Annotated in this window: 11 protein-coding genes; 3 read left to right on the forward strand and 8 right to left on the reverse strand. The window is 37.6% G+C overall.

The genetic code is table 11. The annotated features are described in order from the left end of the window. Nucleotides 1-32 precede the first annotated feature (32 nt). The 3 genes from cysK to DXB63_RS11370 all read left to right on the forward strand — a co-directional run bounded on the left by cysK (nucleotide 33) and on the right by DXB63_RS11370 (nucleotide 5,087). On the forward strand, nucleotides 33-980 hold the full coding sequence (gene cysK / locus DXB63_RS11360) for a cysteine synthase A (protein WP_122126529.1): 948 nt from the start codon (nucleotides 33-35) through the stop codon (nucleotides 978-980). 30 nt (nucleotides 981-1,010) lie between these two features. Next, complete coding sequence (locus DXB63_RS11365) at nucleotides 1,011-2,312, forward strand: O-acetylhomoserine aminocarboxypropyltransferase/cysteine synthase family protein (protein WP_122126530.1); 1,302 nt, start codon at nucleotides 1,011-1,013, stop codon at nucleotides 2,310-2,312. Between the two features lie 126 nt (nucleotides 2,313-2,438). Continuing rightward, the gene (locus tag DXB63_RS11370) at nucleotides 2,439-5,087 is read left to right on the forward strand and encodes a PAS domain-containing sensor histidine kinase (protein ID WP_158563673.1); all 2,649 of its coding nucleotides are present in this window, start codon (nucleotides 2,439-2,441) and stop codon (nucleotides 5,085-5,087) included. Nucleotides 5,088-5,173: 86 nt separating this feature from the next. On the opposite strand, the gene mnmA is transcribed toward DXB63_RS11370, so the two are convergent. The 8 genes from mnmA to DXB63_RS11410 form a co-directional block, all read right to left on the reverse strand. Then, entirely contained in the window at nucleotides 5,174-6,235 is a 1,062-nt protein-coding gene (gene mnmA / locus DXB63_RS11375; RefSeq protein WP_122126532.1) for a tRNA 2-thiouridine(34) synthase MnmA, read from the reverse strand. After that, on the reverse strand, nucleotides 6,235-6,882 hold the full coding sequence (locus DXB63_RS11380; protein ID WP_122126533.1) for a response regulator transcription factor: 648 nt from the start codon (nucleotides 6,880-6,882) through the stop codon (nucleotides 6,235-6,237). Before DXB63_RS11380 ends, mnmA begins: the two co-directional genes overlap by 1 nt. 67 nt (nucleotides 6,883-6,949) lie before the next feature. Continuing rightward, nucleotides 6,950-7,528, reverse strand: coding sequence for a DUF4251 domain-containing protein (locus DXB63_RS11385; protein ID WP_122126534.1), 579 nt, complete (start codon nucleotides 7,526-7,528; stop codon nucleotides 6,950-6,952). Between the two features lie 185 nt (nucleotides 7,529-7,713). Continuing rightward, on the reverse strand, nucleotides 7,714-9,351 hold the full coding sequence (gene aspD, locus DXB63_RS11390) for an aspartate 4-decarboxylase (RefSeq protein WP_122126535.1): 1,638 nt from the start codon (nucleotides 9,349-9,351) through the stop codon (nucleotides 7,714-7,716). Nucleotides 9,352-9,394: 43 nt separating this feature from the next. Beyond that, nucleotides 9,395-11,092, reverse strand: a complete 1,698-nt coding sequence (gene aspT, locus DXB63_RS11395; RefSeq protein ID WP_122126536.1) for an aspartate-alanine antiporter — start codon at nucleotides 11,090-11,092, stop codon at nucleotides 9,395-9,397. A gap of 185 nt (nucleotides 11,093-11,277) precedes the next feature. Continuing rightward, entirely contained in the window at nucleotides 11,278-13,011 is a 1,734-nt protein-coding gene (locus tag DXB63_RS11400) for a helix-turn-helix domain-containing protein (RefSeq protein ID WP_122126537.1), read from the reverse strand. A gap of 227 nt (nucleotides 13,012-13,238) precedes the next feature. After that, nucleotides 13,239-15,179: a T9SS type A sorting domain-containing protein gene (locus DXB63_RS11405; protein WP_122126538.1), complete on the reverse strand. Its 1,941-nt coding sequence runs from the start codon at nucleotides 15,177-15,179 to the stop codon at nucleotides 13,239-13,241. Nucleotides 15,180-15,376: 197 nt separating this feature from the next. After that, entirely contained in the window at nucleotides 15,377-16,747 is a 1,371-nt protein-coding gene (locus DXB63_RS11410) for a S41 family peptidase (RefSeq protein ID WP_122126539.1), read from the reverse strand. Nucleotides 16,748-17,062: the final 315 nt, after the last annotated feature.

Genomic DNA, 17,062 nt, shown 5'->3' on the forward strand with positions numbered 1-17,062 from the left:
GTAACATTAATAATAAACTAAATCGAAATGATATGGTAAAGATAGCAAAACAGTTAACGGACCTGATAGGAAATACTCCATTACTGGAGCTTTCTCATTATAATAAAAGTAAAGAACTGAAGGCAAGTATAATAGCTAAACTTGAGTATTTTAATCCGGCAGGCAGTGTGAAAGATCGCGTAGCTTTCTCTATGATAGAGGATGCGGAGAAGAAAGGTATTTTAAAACAGAATAGTGTCATTATAGAACCGACGAGTGGTAATACGGGGGTAGGACTTGCTTTCGTTGCTGCTGTAAAGAAGTATAAGTTGATATTGACGATGCCTGATACCATGAGTATGGAAAGGCGCAATTTATTGAAGGCTTTGGGAGCTATAATCGTGCTTACTCCGGGCGTGGAAGGAATGAAAGGCGCGATAGCTAAAGCTGAAGAATTGAAAAAGGAGACACCCGATGCGGTGATTCTTCAACAGTTCGAGAATCCTGCCAATCCGGAAATACACAGACATACGACAGGAGAAGAAATTTGGAGGGATACGGATGGAAAAGTTGATATATTTGTAGCGGGAGTCGGAACAGGAGGAACGATAACCGGTGTGGGAGGAACATTAAAGAAACATAACCCGGAAGTGAAAGTCGTGGCAGTAGAACCATCGGATTCTCCGGTACTTTCAGGCGGAAAAGCGGGCGCGCACAAAATACAAGGCATAGGAGCCGGATTTGTTCCCGCTATTTATGATGCCAATGTGGTAGACGAAATTATACAGGTGGAGAATGATGATGCGATACGTACGGGGAGAGATTTGGCGCAACAGGAAGGACTTTTAGTAGGTATTTCATCGGGAGCTGCTGTTTTTGCAGCTATGGAATTGGCTCGTCGTCCGGAAAATGCAGGTAAGAATATTGTCGCATTATTGCCGGATACGGGAGAAAGATATTTGTCTACCTTGCTCTATGCCTTTGACGAATATCCTTTATAATCGGAATTGTCAATCAAAATACAGATAACAATGGAAACGAAAGAATTTAAATTTGAGACATTACAGGTACATGCGGGGCAGGAAGTGGATGGAACTACTCATTCGCGGGCAGTACCTATTTACCAGACAAGCTCTTATGTTTTTGAAGATGCAAAAGACGGTGCGGATTTATTTGGGTTGAAGAAGTTTGGAAATATTTATACCCGTCTGATGAATCCCACGACAGATGTATTTGAGAAACGTATCGCAGCTTTGGAAGGGGGGAAATCCGCTTTGGCTACATCATCAGGGCAGTCGGCCCAGTTTATCGCGCTAAATAATATATTGGAAGCGGGGGATAATTTCGTTTCTACTTCCCATCTTTACGGAGGTACTTACAACCAGTTTAAAAGCCAGTTTAAACGTTTGGGGGTGGAGGCGCGTTTTACTCCGGAAGATACTCCGGAAGAGTTTGAGAAGTTGATTGATGAACATACCAAACTGATTTACTTGGAGACAATTGGTAATCCGGGATTGAATGTTCCTGATTTTGAGGCGATAGCGGCAGTTGCCGAACGTTATGATATTCCTTTGATTGTAGATAATACATTCGGTGCGGGCGGTTATCTGTTTCGTCCTTTGGAGCATGGAGCTAGTGTTGTGGTGGAGAGTGCGACAAAATGGATAGGCGGTCATGGTACATCATTGGGAGGAGTAATTGTAGATAGCGGTAAGTTTAATTGGGGGAATAGAAAGTTTCGTGCTTTTACCGAACCTAGTGATAGTTACCATGGACTGGTATTTTGGGATGTATTCGGGACAGAGGGACCATTTGGAAATATAGCTTTTACAATTCGTGCCCGCGTTGAAGGGTTACGTGATTGGGGTAACACGATTTCTCCTTTCAATTCTTTCCTGTTGCTTCAGGGATTGGAGTCTCTTTCTTTGCGGATGGAACGTCATGTATATAATGCTTTAGAATTGGCAAAGTGGCTTGAAACGCATCCGGAAATAGAATATGTGAATTATCCGGGATTGGAAAGCAGTCCGTATCACGCATTGGCAAAGAAGTATTTGAAAAACGGATTTGGCGGTGTACTTTCTTTCAAGTTAAAAGGAGATTCCGAACGGGCGGATAAGCTGATTAATAACTTGAAATTAATTAGTCATCTGGCAAATGTAGGAGATGCGAAGACTTTGATTATTCATCCTGCAACAACAACACATGAACAGTTATCGGATGCCGATAAAATAGCTTCCGGAGCTATTCCGGGACTTTTACGTCTGTCTGTCGGTATTGAAAATATAGAAGATATTAAGAATGATATAAGCCGGGCATTGGAAGTTATTTAAAATAATTCTCATTCCGCATCTATTTATTATATATGTGGAATGTGGCGTTTTTTTACATATCGTGGCGTAATTAATGAATTATTCTTTATCTTTGGCAAATCATGTTTTTACTATAATAGCGTTAGAATGAAATGCACGTTTTCTTTAGTAAACAGGACGACAAGAAGATGCTTGTTGTTGTTACTTGTTTGCCTTTTCCCATTTGTCGTTTATGCGAATACACCTGCTAATGAGGAAGGTGAGTATGTTTTAGTATTCAATTCCCTTAATTTTAATTTGCCGTGGACGAAAGATATATACTGGGAGATTCATAACCATTTTACGAAGCAAAATATGATGGTGAGGGCTGAGTCTCTCTCTGTCCCTGTAATCAGGCAGCAAGAACAGGTTGATAAACTATTGGAGGACTTTCGGTTAAAATATACATATCCTCCTTCTGCTGTTGTCTTCATAGGTGAACCAGGTTGGATGATATGTCGTGTGCTTTTTGATGATGTATGGAAGGATGTTCCTGTTCTTGTTGTAAATTCATGTGATAGGATTCCTGCTACTTTAGATATTATTTATTCGGGAAAACCTATAGGGATTGACGATACTGTGCCTATAAAAGAATGGTGTAGGGTATACAATGTAACCACTCTTAGACAACCTTATTTTATTCGTGAAACGATTGAATTGATGAAGAATTTGTTGCCGGAAATGAATCAGGTAGCTTTAATAACGGATGAACGGTATGTAAGCTCAAGGGTTCGTTCTGAAATGGATTCCATAATGAGGAAATTTTATCCTGATTTTGCCTATGCCAGTTTATGTTCCAAAGATTTATCTACTCAGGAATTATTGACTCTACTGAAGGAATATGATAAGAAAACAGGAATTATTTATTATTCATGGTTCAATACACAGACAAAGGATGACAGTTCTTATTTGTTTGACCATATACAGGAGATAATAAATGATTTCTCCGATTCACCTTTATTTCTTCTTACCCCTCAGGATCTTTCGCGTAATAAATTTGCAGGGGGACATTATGTCTCTACAGCGGTATTTGGTAGTACCATTGTGCAAACACTTGATGAAATCTTATCAGGAACACCTGCCCGGGATATTGAGCAACGTCAGATAATAGGACGGGATTCTTCTTTTCTCAGTTATCCTAATCTGATATTCCATAAGATAGATCCGGCATTATACCCTTCTGATGCCGTATATTTCAATGCACCGGTTTCTTTCTATGAGTTATATCATGAAAAGATTTGGTTTACATTGATTATCTTGGCTTTTATTGTTTCTGGACTTTTGCTTTATATTCATATGTTGTCAAAGTCAAGAAAAATAGAAATGAAAAACCGTAACTATTTCGAGTCTTTGCTAAATGAATTACCGATAGCAGTGACGGTAAAAAGTATAGATAATAGTTTTAGATATACTTTCTGGAATAAGAAAGCTACGGAGGTATTACAGTATGACTCGTCAGAAGTTCGTGGACAGAACTATAATTTCTATAAGGATCGTGTCATGGCTCATGATCTGCAGGTTCTGGATACGGAAGTTGCTTGTACGGGAAAAGCTGTTGAATCGGTAAAATGTTATGAAAGAGAACAGGGAAATATTTATTTGCAGATTGTAAAAAAGATAATTAATAACCAGGAAAATAAGCAAAGATTGATTAGTACGGCAATAGATTTGACAGAGATTTATAAGAATCGTTTGGATCTGAAATTGTTGAATAAGAAATATGAATTAGTTCTGAAAGCTGCCAAATTATACTCTTGTTCTATTGATTTAAAAACACAAGTGATAGAGGTAACGAATAGGGAAGATGTTGCACTTGCGGAATATTGGACATGGATACATCCGGAAGATGTTGAAGCGGTAAAGATGAAATATGATGCTTTGCTGAAAGGTGAGATAGAGGAGCTATACCATGAATATCGGATGTTTGAGCGTGAAACGGAAAAGTATATTTGGGTTGCCACATTTGCATTAGTCGGAGAATGGGATGAAAAAGGTACTCCGGAAATGGTGGTTGGTGCGTCTATGGATATAGATGAACGCAAAAAAATGGAGTTTGAACTGATTCAGGCAAAAGAAAAAGCTGAGGCTTCCAACAAACTGAAATCTGCGTTTCTTGCTAATATGAGTCATGAAATACGTACACCATTGAATGCGATTGTTGGTTTTTCCAACCTGTTGTCTGAAGAGGAGGATGAGTCTTGCAAGCGTGAGTATATAAAGATTATCAATAACAATAGTGAGTTGTTGCTGCAATTAATCAATGATATATTAGATTTATCCAAGATTGAAGCCAGTGTGATTGAGTTTCATTTTGAAGATGTGGAACTAAATCAAATAATGGCGGAAATTGAGCAAACGGCTCGTCTTCGTCTGAAGAGTGATGATGTACAACTGGAGTTTGTGGGGGGATTGCCTGAGTATGTTTTCCATACAGATCGTAATCGCTTCATGCAGTTAATCCTAAATCTGATAACCAATGCCATTAAGTTTACAGACAAGGGGCATATTAGTTTCGGGTATAAAATGAAAGACAATGATAATCTTTATTTCTATGTATCGGATAGCGGACGTGGTATCCCTAAAGACCAACAACTTTTAATCTTTGATCGTTTTGTGAAATTAGATGCCTGCGTTCCCGGAACAGGTCTCGGACTTTCTATTTGTAAGACAATTGTTGAAAAGTTGGGTGGTAGTATCGGCGTTGAATCTGAAGAAGGAGTAGGGACAACATTCTGGTTTACTTTACCTGCCAGATAAATCTTATGAAGATTATCCGGCATTATTCTTCCTTTGGAAATATACGAGGACTGAAAGCGCAATATATTTGGATTGTTTGATAAGAATTATTGTATTTCTCCACTTCCGATACATAACCGGTGTTCCGCATCGTAAATCACTCCGAATTGTCCGGCAGCTATTCCTTGTAAGGGCTTGGAAGATTCAATTTTGTAAACGCCATTCTCTTTGTATAGCTTTCCGTGAGTAAACTTCGGGGTGTGTCTTATTTTGAAAGTTATATCAATGGGGTGTGATGTCTCATTCCAAGGATTGTCCGTAATAAAGTGAAAATCATGTATTGTGAAATGATTGCCATATTGTGCTTCGGCATCAAATCCTTTTGATACGTAGATGATATTCTCGTTTATATCCTTTTTAATGACATACCATGGACCTCCGCCAAAGCCTAATCCGTGACGTTGTCCGATGGTATGAAACCAAAATCCTTTATGGCGACCAATCTTCTTTCCTGTTTCCAGCTCAATAACGTCTCCTTCTTTCTCGCCGAGATAGCGGCGTATGAAATCGTTATAGTTGATCTTTCCCAGAAAACAGATACCTTGACTGTCTTTTCTTTTTGCTGTGGCTATGCCTGTACTTTCAGCAATGGCTCTGACTTCACTTTTCATAAGATGGCCGATAGGAAACATCAGTTTGGATACCTGTAAGTAATCTATTTGTGCCAGGAAGTCGGTTTGGTCCTTTACCGGATCTTTAGCGGTAGATAACCATGTCTTTCCACCTGTTTCGGTAGTTGTAGCATAATGTCCGGTCGCTGTTTTATCGAAACCGTTACCGCATTTTTGTTCGAAACATCCGAATTTGATTAGTTTGTTGCACATCACGTCGGGATTAGGCGTCAGTCCACGACGCACTTTATCAATAGTGTATGCCACCACACTATCCCAATATTCACGGTGTAAATCGATGATTTCCAAAGGACAGCCATATTTGCGGGCTACGAGTGTAGCCATTTCAATATCTTCTTCCGAAGTACAATTTAATCCTTCTTCTTCATCTGCACCAATCTTTATATAAAATAAGGTAGGTGTATAACCTGACTCTTTTAGGAGATGGACTACAACGGAGCTGTCTACACCTCCGGATATTAATGTTGCTATGTTCATTAGATATAATATTCTGCTAAATTTACAATTCCGGCTCTCATTGCGTATTTTGTGGCTTCATGCACATTATTGACTTCCAGCTTACGGAAAATATTTTTTCGGTGTGTGTTTATGGTATGGAAACTAAGATTGCGTTCGGATGCTATTTCTTTGGTAGTTTTGCCGAGAGCTATTTCTTTGAGAATTTCTTTTTCCGTATTCGTTAGCGTATGATCCTGAATGGTGATATTGCGTTTACCATTTAAGAGCAGGTTTCCTACATGATTACATATAAATCGGTTATGGTGCAGAATACACTGTAATGCAGTAAGTATCTCTTCTTTGGAGCAGTCTTTCATGACAACACTGAATGAGAGACTGCCAAGCAAAATGCGTCGTAAAAAATCCTCGCTTAAATCGTCCGAAAACAGTAACCAACTTACTTTAGGGAAACGTTCTTTCAGTATAATCAATTCCTCAATGCCGGAAAAGTCGAAGAGAGTATAATCAATGATTACTACCGCTTCCGACTTTTCTTTAAGTGCTTTTATCAGTTCGGATTTGTTCTCCGCTTCAGTGATGGGACCGATACCTTTAATCCCGCTAAGCATGAATAACATTCCCGCCTTAGTGATGTCCTGATTATCCGCTATGATATAATCCCTCATATTCTCGATTGTATTATGAGGCAAAAATAGAGAATAAATTCTGAATTATGATTTCCTCATTCTGAAATTATATCGAACGTCCTTTAAAGATATTCGATTTCTCTACCGGCAATAGTTTTCCCGTAAGTGTGATACGGTTTGAATTGAAGTTCGGACTAACCGTAACGGATGCATCATTATTATCATTAGTGAGTTGAATGAATACTTGAGCAGAAACCCCGATGCCGTGTACATCCATGGAGAAGTTGATATTCCCACGTTTGTCTTTACTCATCTTGATATTGCTTGCCGTACCATCCACGGTTACTCCACCCAGACCGTTAGGACCGGAGAACGGACCATTGAATGCAATCTGCACGGTTGCTCTGTCATCGCTCAATGAGATAAAATTCATGTTTGAATTTACAAATTCCGAACGTCCACGCTTGAAGATTACCCGGTCGGCTTCCAAAACAAATGCTTGGTTTTGCAACGCTTTTTCGGCTTCCTTGAATAATATCTCATTCTGCATTTTTTCTTCCAACTTCTTGGCTTCTTTTTCCGCTTTGCGTGCTGCCTTATCTATATCTTTTTTAACCGTTTGAGCTTGCATGTTTCCCAATAATGCAAACATCAGTAATCCTACAATAAATAATACCTTTTTCATAATGGTTTTCTTTTACTGATTTATTTAGTTATTTTATCCGGTTAACAACAAATAGGATGCCTTTGTTCGGAATGTGGCTTGTGATTAAATTTTGTTTGCTCTTTGTAACAAAATACAAATAAAAAAGCCGGAGTATTCATTGAAAATCAATGTTCTCCGGCTTTAGTCAGTTTAGTTAGTCTGTGTTATTTCTTAGTTTTCCAAAGGGTCGCATACTCTGTCAATACCTGCTTGATGGCTTGTCCTATCTTTACATAATCATTTTCGTTGAGGTTGGCTAATGATACACGAACAGACCATTCCGGTCCATCGAATCCTCCTCCGTTCAATACGACCAGTGATGTCTCTTTGGCCAAACGGAACACAATATCCAAAGGGTTATAATTCTTTTTCAGATATTCTACAAATGCGTCTCCGTAGAATTTCTTGGCCCATACCAACATATCTATTTCCGAATAATATCCGGCACGGAGCGGGTCTTCTACAAGGGTGAATCCTGTATTATCCCAAAGAGCTTTTAAACGATTCTTAATTATCTCCCACATCTTGTGTTTGTAGTTGTTTTCTTTATCTAATAAAGCGAATGCTGCCATCAAACTCATTTGCATTTGCTGTGGCAGGGATAATCCGGCAGTATGGTTTAAGGCAACCTGACGGCTGTCGGCTACCATCCGGTCTATAAATTTAAGACTTTCAGGATTAATAGATAGACTGCCGTATCGTTTGTTCAGATCAGCTTTACGTTTACGTGACAATCCGGCAATCATTTTGTCATAAATATTATTCTCGTGTAATGCGATAACGGCCAAGCGCCATCCTGTAGCTCCGAAATATTTGGAGAACGAGTAAACGCATAAAGTGTTGTCGGGCAATTCGGCCATCAGAGAACGGAACCCCGGAACAAATGTTCCATATACGTCATCTGTAATAATCATTAAATTAGGATTGTAGTTCTTGACGACATCTACAATTCGTTCTACTGTTTCTTTGGCTAACGTGTAGCTGGGCGGATTACTGGGGTTGACAACAAATAGGGCTTTTATTTTCGGATTGCGGAGCTTTACTATGTCTTTATCGCTATATTGCCATGTGTGTAATCCGTCGGGAGTCATTTGGTTGGCACGTATTTTGATAACATCAAAATCATAACGGTCGAGCTCCGGAATTTCGATGTAAGGAGTGAATACGGGAACCATTAAGGCAATACTGTCACCTTTATTCAATAAATAGTTTTCTTGCAATGAGTCGAAGATATAACACATCGCTGCGGTTCCGCCTTCGGTGGCAAACAGATCAAATTTACCTTCCGGAGGATTGTTATCGCACATTTCCTGATTCAGGTAGTCCTGCACAATTGTTTCCGTGTACTTTAAGATACGGTCGGGCACGGGATACTGGTCTCCGACAACACTTTCCGCCCATTCATGAACTAGTTCGTTAGGAGCGACAGCGTGTTCCATGAGCATATAGTTGTAAGTCTGTTTCAGTAATTTAATTCCCGGAGCATCTGCATTATCTATCAAGAATTGTTCGAACCGCTGCGCTATGCCGGCTTTTTGAGGAATTCCGGCAATACCTTCCGGAAGTTCCATGACACGGCGACACTCCTCAATTCCAAATTTACCTAATGTAAAAAATGCTTCGCGCGGTAATGTCGCTATCCAGTTAGGATTACCTCTTCCCGCGTTAAGCATGGTGTGGGCAATCTTTTTTATACTTTCGTCAGCAAGTTCTATCAATCTGTTTTTGAGCTCGAAAGGGCTGACTTTCTCCATCTCTTTTTCAATGGCAACGCCCGGAGTCTTGTTTATTAATTCTTTCATAATTAAAGTTGGTTTTAGGTTATAATTTCTTTGTAATATTTCATCAAGTTAATAGTACGATGACTACTCCCCAAATGATAAGTAATGTATTGCCCACAGCATAAGTTACTGTATATCCTAAAGCAGGAGTCTCGCTTTCCACCGCATCTTGCACTGCGCCTAAGGCGGCGGTAGTAGTACGGGCACCTGCCGTACATCCCAATATCAATTCCGGGTGAAATTTGAATACGTATCTACCTAATAATAGTCCTATAATAAGCGGAATCGTGGTTGCAATGGCTCCTACGATGAAAAGACTCCAGCCTACTTGCTCGAAGCCGGCAATGAAGCTAGGTCCTGCGGCAATGCCTACAACTGCGATGAACATGTTCAATCCTACATTGTTCAATACCCAAAGTGATGGTTCGGGTATATAACCGAAAGTAGGACGTTTTGAGCGTATCCATCCGAATACTAATCCTGTAATCAGTGCTCCCCCGCTTGTGCTAAGGCTGATTGGTACCCCTCCTACATGGATGGCTAATGCACCGAAAATACCTCCGAGAAATATGCCGAGACCAACAAATATCATGTCTGTTGCATTGGTAGGACGGTCTGCGTAACCTAATTCCTTTGCAGCCAATTCCACTTCTTTTTTCGTACCTACCAGTTCCAATGTATCACCTTGATCTACAATCGTCTGAGGGAATACCGGAATAGATATCCCGGCACGTTTGATAGTTCGTACACTTACGCCATGCATGAACTTTTCTTTACGTATCACACATAGAGCTTTTCCTGAATAGCTTTTATGATTAATCATGACAGGAAGAACTTCTGCCGGGAAATTTAGTAATTCAGGGTCAAAGACTTCTTCGCCGATCCAGTTTTCTTCTCCAATGGCATATTCACGTCTTCCACTGAGCACTACTTCATCATCTCGTTGTAGTATAATGGAGGGATTAATATCGTTGATAATGTTTCCTTTATGACGAATACGTTCAACAAAGAGTCGTTTGTCATTGGCGTCAAAGTAACTTTCCAATTCATCTACCGTTTTTCCATTTCCAAACCATTCATTTTCTATCTTGTAGGCTCGGAATACTACCGGACGAAAAGCGTTAATGAATCCCGGCTGTTCATCTTCTGTGTTACCCATCTTTGCCTCCAACTCTTTGCATGCCGCTTTTACTTTCTTCAATCCTCCCAGCATTTTGGGGCCGATGGATGCAAGTATCCATGCCGAACCTGCAGTTCCGAAGATATATGTCACTGCATAGGCTACGGGAATGATGTTGTTGTAATTGACTTTCTCTGTATCACTGATATTTAAACTGTTGATTGTGTCTCCCGCTACTCCGATTACGGCGGAGATGGTTTGCGAACCGGCCAATAATCCGGCTGCTTCTCCGGGATTGTATCCCATAATTTTTGCCAGTATCCAAGGCACCAATAAGCAGGAAATACACATAAGAACAGCAAATCCCATTTGTGGAAGTCCATCCTTTTTCAGCCCACGGAAGAATTGCGGTCCTACTTTATACCCAATGGCAAAAAGAAAAAGTAAGAAAAATACGGACTTTACAGGTTCATCGACTTTTATATCGAGTTGCCCGACAAGAACTCCTACTAACAATACACTGGTGACAGTACCCAGACTGAATTGTCCTATTTTAAACCGTCCGATCCAGAACCCGAGTGCTATTGTCAGAAAGATAGCCAGTTCCGAATGACTTCGTAATAAATCTATAATCCATTCCATATATTAAGCTGTTTAAGTTCGATGGATATTAAAACAGCTGGGAATGAAAAGTGTTGAGTTAAAAAGAATGGTATTTTGTTAAGCTTCTATCTAATGAGAACTGCATTCTCTTGTTTCCGTTCTATTGAATTGTATTCAATTTTCATTCTTTTATCAAATTTCTATGACTACCTTATATTTATACATTAATCCATAGAATGGAACAAGAGGTTTCCTGAATCATACTCTTTAGCCATTTTCTGATAAGCAGACGGAGATATTCCTACATGTTTTTTGAATAAGAGAATAAAATTAGCATGTGATTTATACCCCACACTTTGAGCAATGGCATTAATTGTGTAATTACCATATTCTTTGGTATTGAGTAATCGTTTTTGGGCTTCTTTTATTCTATACTCATTAATGAATGTACGGAAATTACATTGATATGTATCGTTGATGACTTTAGACAAATATTTAGAATTATATCCGGTCATATCGGCTAATAATTCGATGTTGAAATCGCAATCATATATAGCTTCTGTATTATTTATAACTTGATTGACAGCAGAGAGGATATGCTCCTTTTGTTTATCGGTCAGTTTATCTGCAGATTGCTGTTTATAAGAATCCTGATCTGGCTGGGTGTAATGTGATTCGACATTTTGAGAGGAGACAGAACCTGTTTCTGAAAAATCGGAGAGCTGTTTCTTCAGATTCAGAATGATATTTTCCAATCCTTCACGTATCTGTTGATTTTCCTTATCTTTTGCCAATATTGCATTGCTTCGTAAGAAAAGATCTTTGTATGCCTGACTTAGTTTCTTTTTCTGGATTACCAGCAGGATAAACATTATGGAAAAAATAGCGAATATGATGACGCTTATTAACATAACAGTACGTTGTGCCTTGATTTGTTGTTTCTGTTCTAGTTTTTCTTTATTTAGTTCCTTTATCTCTTGGAAGTTCTTTTCCGATTCATAAATGAATTGGGAACCTTTCATACGGTTTATTTCATTCTCGTCAAAGAGGGAATCAGATAAAAGTAAGTAACGATTTGTATAATAAATAGCTTTTTGTTTATCTTTCTTTCTGTAGAGTCTGGATAACTGTTTTAGTAGATTACGTTGCATATATGGAGGCAGATCATCGGTTAATGCTTTTCTATAATAGTATAAAGCGGAATCGGGGTATATTTTTTCATATAATTGTGCTAGGGTAACATAAGCAGAGCTAAGATAACCTGAACCTAATTGGTTTAATTCTGCGTATTCACAGGTTTGATGAATGTATTTTACTGCTTCTTTTTCTCTTCCTTCTGTAATTAGTATCAGACCTTTGTTGAGTAAACAGAAATAATTTGTTAATGTGTCTTGATCATAAAATTGATATAATCGATTATAATAACTGCGTGCTGCTTTTGTTTCTTTTTTCTCGCAATACACACCAATAATATTAATTAGAATCTTTTGATAGAGTTTCTCTTGCTGTTGAAGACTTGTGTATTCAAGTGCCTTTTGATAGTAAAATAGTCCTTGTGTGTAATCCTGCCATGTGCAATATATACTTCCAAGATTATTATATATCTGTGGCAGTATATCTATGAAATTATTTTCTTCGCTGATTTTAATAGCATTGGTGTATGAATCGAATGCTTTGGAATAGTAACCTTGTTTGTAGTAGATACTTCCGACGGCTATATGTGAGCGGGCGCAAATATATTGTGTATCCCGATTTTTATCGAATTCATATCCTCCGATAACGTATAGAAAATAAGCCATTGCCGTGTCATTGTCATTATGCTCCAGATATTGGTTTGCATATTGGAAAAGTTCATCAATAGAATACCGGGAAAGAGATTCATAGTCAAATTTCTTTTCTGCATATACTGTTGTAATATTGTGTAATGTGATAATTATTACTAAAATAATATTTTTCATTTTCTTAAAGCTAACAGTATTGGGTATTGTGTGTCTTACAATACATCAATTAATGTTTGCAAGTTATGGAAAATATTTTGACCTAACAAAGATTAGAAGAAAAATCGAACCATATTTTCTGATAAAAAGTCTGTCGTTTTTGGTTGGTCAATGATAAAAATAAGAATCCCGGCTACTTTCTCCTTTATAAGAGGAATAGTAACCGGGATGATATGTATTAAGAACTACTATTTAATAATAATTTTGAGTGTAAACATCTTACTGTCAATAATGCTTCTTACAAGATAGATGCCCTGACTCAAAAGATTTAGGTTTTCTTCTGAATTATTTCCTTGATATACTTGTTTACCTGTAATGTCATAAATATGATTTTCAATGTCATTACCTCCGGTTATTGTCAGTATGTTGTTGGCGAAAACAATATTACCGGATTTTGTTTGTTGGATATCGGTGGTTTGTTCACTATAATAGTAAGTAGAAGTACTAGTAAGCCACCCTTCTGTTCCGTCTGTTGTATAGTCATGAACAAAATCTATTTTATAAGGATCTCCATAACCGATTGCAGTAATTAATTCATCAACAGGAGTATTCCAATCATATTCTACAGATTGTCCATTATTTGTTCCCCAGGCTGTACCGTTCCATCTGTAACCCATTTTAGAAATACGGTGGCCATTTTCATACTTGTAAATAAAATGAGAGGTATTTACCCATCCTTCATCATCTTGTGTTTCGTATCCTGCAGCTTTTTGAGGATTACTAATTATAATGATGCCGTTATTGCTACTACGGTAGTAGGATTCGACAATATTATTATCAATATCATATGTATGGTTTTCTTCAATAGTTGGTGTACGTATACCATCAACCCAATCCCACACAGCACTATAAGTGAGATTACCGCGTTCATCGTAACGATATTTCTCTTCAAAATAGTCATTCATTTCTGTACCGTCTGAGTTTTGTAATTGTTGTAATCGCCAAATTTGTAATCCCTCAGCATTGTAACGTTCATATTCTCGTTGATTCCAAATTTTATCTTTAGAGTCATAATTATAAAGATATGCATTCATTTCACTTTCGTAATCACCATTTTCCAATCCATCTTTCCATTCGGTAATCATTTCACTGGCAAGGAACCATTCTGTGCTATCATTATAACATTCTTTATGTTGTTGCAGAATTTTACGACCAAGTTTATCATAAGTGATAGTCGCATCATAAGTAATACATTTTCCTCCGCTTGGTCCCCAAGATGGATATTCTCCACTCCAATCTTGTCGGTCGTTATTCCAGAATCTCATCTTTTGGGCAGTACATTGTCCAGCTTGATTAAATTCTTGGAAAAACATTTGTACAAGTTGCCATTCCTTCGTTTCAGTTAACCACATCCACATTCCTTTATAAGAAAGTTGATCCGTGGTATAGTATGTATAATCTTGTTTGATATCACCAATCCACTCCCTTCCATTCCATATCATTGATACAATACTTGTTTGTCGCTTTTGGTCATCCCATGTTGCGGTATTATGCGTTGCTTTTATCCATTCTGTATCATCCCATGCATAAATCATTTCATCAATCATATTTCCTTTATCATCATATTGATATTCTCCTTTGGTGACTTTTATCCATTCTCCATTTGATAATGTAGAATATATTTGGCTAATACCCAGTTTTTGGTCGTTGTAAGTAAATTCATAACGTTCTCCACTTCCATAAGCTTCTAATGACTGCATTAGAACATAACCGTCTTCATCCCATTCGTAATTATATTTTTCAGCTGTGTCCCATGAATTCGTTTGAGCATTCCAATAAGAATTGAGTTGTTGAGTAATAATATTCTGTTCATTAAAGGTAAAGCATTGACGTTGATATTTTGAACCATCAGGATTAATTTTAATGATACTATCCAAACGCATCATGGAGTTTTCGACTTTTGCTTGAGCTTTAAATTTAGCTATATTGTGCCAATGGCTAGCTATTTGCTGTGTTTCTGATTTAACATTGTCATGTATACGGAAAGCCGATGAAGTTGGTTTTCCAAACTGGTCCTTTAGTAATTTAGGGGTCTCAATTTTATGTAATTTGGTCCCAATGTTATCTTGTGCTATTAATGTTATATAACAACAAGAACAAATAATAAAAAGTAAATTTTTTAATTTCATAGCTTTTTTGTTTTAAAGTTCAACAAAAACGAATTCGTTGGTTCAAAGCTATGGAATAGATTAAAGAAATACAACTGCATGAATTATGAATTCCCGAATTCATAATTATATTATTGATAATAGCAATTGTATTGTTGTTCTTTGATATAAATAGTTCTTTGCAGCTTTGTATTAATGAAATTGTCCTAAACGTTTTATTATCTAATGAGAACTGCATTCTCCTGCTTCCGTTCTATTGAATTGTATTCAATTTTCATCCTTTGGATTGTACTTCTGCTTGCAAGGGCTTTCTTAGGGGCATCACCTTTTATCACATCTAAAGCTTTGGAAAGCATATATTCCCGTTGGTCACCTAACGGACGCAAAGCGTTGTTTTCACTGGAATTTAATTCATTGCAGAAGAATTTATCTTCAGGTGTGAATCCGTTTTCATAATCAGTAGAATTATCTTTATTGTATATGCGTGATACAATAGGTTGTATAGCCCATTCATTGTGTGTCTCATGAATGGAGCCTACATTCTTTCCTTCCGTAGTGTTTCCTATTAGAATTACATCCATATAAGGTTTCAAACCATTAATGACAGCTTCGGAAGCAGAAGCGGTTTGGTTGCTGACAAGAATGAACACGCGTGAAAGTCCAAGGTTATAATTTGCATTTCTAAATTTATAAGCTTCTTTCTTTCCTTTATTATCCTCTAAATAGCAAAATATGCCATCCTTATTATTCTCGGGAACAAGGAATCCGGCAAGTAATTGTGCCGAACTGAGATATCCGCCTCCATTGTAACGTAAATCAAGAACAAATTCACTTACTTTCTCGTTCTTGAATTTTTTGAATATCTCAATCATTTCGTTATCATATGTTTGGTCATTGGTGTTTTCTCCTTTGCCTGTCTTAAAATGATTATACACGAGATATCCTACATTCTTATTATTTACATTTAATATCGTATCCAGCAATAATGGGTTTTCATCCATTGGGATGGAGGCTTTGATGGCAACTTCTTCTTCTCGCTGTCCGATTGCCATATTTTTTAGTATGGATAGTTTTGTTGCAGCTCCTCCCATTAATTCTTTATAATTATTGCTTGTTATTTCTTGTTTGGCTATTTTAGTGATCCAGTCTCCACGTTTTAGTCCGGCACTATCGGCAGGACTTCCCGGTAAGGTATAAAGAATCCGTGCGTAATAGTAGCCTAATGGTTGTTCGGCATTATCAACGATGTTATAAAGAACGAATTCAAATCCGTAGGTAGATTCTTCGTTGATACTTTTGGTTGTAGAGTTATTCTCAATATAGGAGTAATAATAGTGAGATCCGTTTTTGGTTTTTCCGTCTTTCAGTGATAGGAGAGAATAAAATAGATTTTCCGGTGAACTGTTATCCGGAGTTTTACTTGCGACCTCATCACTCCAAAGGTATTCCGTTTTTAAAAAGTTGGTGATCCATTCTTCCGTACTGTCCGGTGTCTTCGGGGAGTTATTATCTTCATCTTCGCAAGCGCTGAAGACGTTGGATATACAGACTAAAGCTGTAAGGAATATGTATATTTGTATCTTTTTCATGATGGCTTATATATATTATATGTAGGCAAACTTATATAAAAAAGTGCAGAAAAGCGGCTTTTTAATATAATTTATATTGTAAGAGCATGACCGTCTTTGTATCTATAAGCGTATATTCACGTTTTTGTGCATATTTTCAATTAGACTTAAACTACCTTCACCTTATCACTTTTTACTACTTTATAACTGATTGTTAGATGGTTAGAGTGAAGGCACTTTTTTTAGTTACGAATTTATGGTTAAGAATTAAGAATTGTGTGTATCGTCCTGTTTTTGGTTGACTGGTTAAACTTAATAATCCTACTATAGGTTGTC

The organism is Bacteroides sp. OM05-12, from assembly GCF_003438995.1.
Taxonomy (GTDB): domain Bacteria; phylum Bacteroidota; class Bacteroidia; order Bacteroidales; family Bacteroidaceae; genus Bacteroides.